The sequence below is a fragment of the Pseudonocardia asaccharolytica DSM 44247 = NBRC 16224 genome (assembly GCF_000423625.1).
In the GTDB taxonomy this organism is placed as follows: domain Bacteria; phylum Actinomycetota; class Actinomycetes; order Mycobacteriales; family Pseudonocardiaceae; genus Pseudonocardia; species Pseudonocardia asaccharolytica.
In genome coordinates this window covers 1-2,824 of record NZ_AUII01000062.1, presented here as the reverse complement: position 1 = coordinate 2,824, position 2,824 = coordinate 1, and the positions used below count along the sequence as shown (strand labels likewise).

The 2,824-nt window shown below is 65.2% G+C and carries 2 protein-coding genes; one reads left to right on the top strand and one right to left on the bottom strand.

Annotated features, from left to right (window positions below; all coding sequences use genetic code 11):
* Nucleotides 1-55: 55 nt before the first annotated feature.
* Nucleotides 56-628, bottom strand: coding sequence for a hypothetical protein (locus tag G567_RS34665; protein WP_154667190.1), 573 nt, complete (start codon nt 626-628; stop codon nt 56-58).
* A 662-nt stretch (nt 629-1,290) separates the two neighbouring features.
* Here G567_RS34665 and glnA point away from each other — a divergent pair.
* The gene (gene glnA, locus G567_RS0124985) at nt 1,291-2,706 is read left to right on the top strand and encodes a type I glutamate--ammonia ligase (protein WP_028932054.1); all 1,416 of its coding nucleotides are present in this window, start codon (nt 1,291-1,293) and stop codon (nt 2,704-2,706) included.
* Nucleotides 2,707-2,824: the final 118 nt, after the last annotated feature.

The following is a 2,824-nucleotide window of genomic DNA, read 5'->3' as shown; positions in this document are numbered from 1 at the left end:
CCTCAAGCGCTACATCGCCCGCCAGCTCTACCGCCAGCTCGAGAACCCGCCCACCTCAGCCACCCGCGCGGCTTGACACACCATAGGAGCGTCCGATCCCGGTCAACTCAGCGATCTTCGGCCACGACAACTGGTCTCGTCGGTACAACTCGGCGAGCAGACGGCCGGTCCGCTCCGGTCCGGCGCGGTGCAGCTCCCCGGACGCTCTCGCGGCAGCGATCAACTCTTCGTCGCTCAGCTCGTGGAGATCCCGCGACAAGAGGCGAGCGAGTTCGCTCAGCTCGTCAGGATCGCGGGGCATTCGGTCACGGTAGGTTGACAAATCTTTCCAAATCGGAAAGCCAGTACGTCTGGCGGTAGGATCATCCGGGAGGGGAACCAGCGTGGCCGAGGAGTCGAGCAAGGCATGAACCCGCTCGAGGAGTTCATGGTTCAGAACCCCGGACTCGCCGACGCACTGATCGGCCAGCACACGGACGAGGGTCGCGGGTACTGCCAGACGTGCGCGCTCGGAGCGCAGCACGGGTACCGGCGGTACCCGTGCGACATACGGCGCATGGCCGAACACGCTCGGGAGATCGAGCGCGACCACGCGAAGCGTTGATCTGATGTTCAGCCACAGCCGCACGGACGGCGCTCCTCGGCCGCCTGGCCCCGTGATGGGCGCTGGACGTGGGCAACACGAAGATCGTCCTTGTGTGGGAACTCGCGTTGTTCTTCCTCGGCATCGCCATACAGCTCGGCGGCGTCGCGCTGACGATCAAGGGTGCTCGTCAGGTATGGAAGGACGTTCGCAGCCCCGATGATCGATTCCTCGCACCGTTCATCCACGTGTGCCGATGGCTCACGCGCCACATCCGCCGACTGCTCCGGCGACCGGGCCGTCAGGTGATCGGCATTGCAAGGGCGGAGAGCGTCGGCTTGGCGGGGTATGCAAGAACCTCCAGGCCCTCCAACGCGACATCTGAGCCCGGATCACCCAATGGAACGCAGTCAGAGGGTGACGAACCGCTCGAGACCCGACTCGGCGCCCGGCCACCGGCGCGGCGCATTGAACCTCCCCCTACTCGACGACGCTCGGCCCTAGCGTGGGCACCGGCTACGGCGTACGACTAACTCCGACGCAACGAGAGCAGCCTGCAGAAGGGCGAACATGCGCGCCTGGGCAGCACTGGTCACCGGCAGCGTCCGGTACGCGCTCGCAACGGCATAGGCGACGACACTGCCGCCATCCGACGGCGTGCCGCTGGATCCTTCGATGAACCGGCCAAATTTGGCAAGGAGCTGGTCATGGCTGAAACGCCGCAAGACGTCCTCGCACTTGCCCAGAGCGGTGCCGCGCGGATCGTGGACCTTCGGTTCTGCGACCTTCCCGGGCTGATGCAGCACTTCTCCATCCCCGTGGAGGAACTCACCGAGGAAGGCATAGAGTCGGGCTACGGCTTCGACGGCTCCTCGATCCGCGGGTTCCAGGCGATCCACGAGTCCGACATGCTCCTGATGCCGGATCCGACGACGGCGGTGATGGACCCGTTCCGCGAGGTGCCCACGCTTCAGATGCACTGCTTCGTCGTCGACCCCATGACGCGGGAGAGCTACTCACGCGATCCGCGCTACGTCGCCAGGAAGGCGGAGGCCCACCTGCAGGCAAGCGGCATCGCCGATGTCTCCTACTGGGGCCCCGAACTCGAGTTCTACATTTTCGACGGGGCGCGCTTCGATCAGAACCAGCACGAGGGCTACTACCACATCGAGTCGGTCGAGGGGGTCTGGGCGTCCGGGCACCCAGGGAGCCGCGGCTACCGCCCCCGGTACAAGGAGGGGTACTTCCCGGTGCCCCCCATGGACCAGCACCAAGACCTGCGGAGCGAGATGGCCCTGACCCTCATGGAGCTGGGCATCCCCATCGAGGTCCAGCACCACGAGGTGGGTACCGCCGGCCAGGCCGAGATGGACATGCGGTTCGCGTCCCTGCTGGCCATGGCCGACAACGTGATGAACTACAAGTACGTGGTCAAAGGGGTCGCCTGGAGGGCGGGCAAGACGGCCACCTTCATGCCCAAGCCACTCTTCGCCGACAACGGCTCCGGCATGCACGTTCACCAGTCCCTGTGGAAGAACGGGGAGAATCTCTTCTACGACGAGACGGGATACGCGGGACTCAGCGATCTGGCCCGCTACTACGTCGGCGGGCTCCTCCAGCACTCTCCCGCGCTACTGGCGTTCTGCGCACCGACCACCAACTCCTACCGCCGCCTGGTCCCCGGCTACGAGGCGCCGATCAACCTCGTGTACTCGCAGCGCAACCGCTCGGCCTGCGTTCGCATCCCCATGTACATGACGAGCGCCAAGGCGAAGCGCCTCGAATACCGCCCTCCCGATCCCACCGCGAACCCCTATCTCGCCTTCTCCGCGATGTTGCAAGCCGGCCTCGACGGGATCCGGAACAAGATCGAGCCGCCGGACCCGATCGACCAGGACCTCTACGAACTTGAGCCCGAGCAGGCGGTAACGGTGAAGCATGTGCCGGCGTCGCTGGAGGCGGTCCTGGATGCTCTGGAGGCGGATCACGACTTCCTCATCGAGGGCGGCGTCTTCACCGACGACCTGATCGAGACCTGGCTCGACTACAAGCGGACCAAGGAGGTCGACCAGATCCGCCTGCGGCCGCACCCCTGGGAGTTCATGCTCTACTACGACCTGTAGGGACCCGAGCGGCGCCTTCGTGGCTAGCGCCTGTTTAAAAAGTGGATCTTCGTCCGTCGCCTGTGCGTGTCGGTCAGCGGAGATGAGTGAGGTCTCCGGTAGATGGATCAACGACCAA

Bases quoted from the DNA above. Each gene is read 5' to 3' on its own strand.
- glnA (WP_028932054.1), top strand. From the start codon at position 1,291: ATGGCTGAAACGCCGCAAGACGTCCTCGCACTTGCCCAGAGCGGTGCC.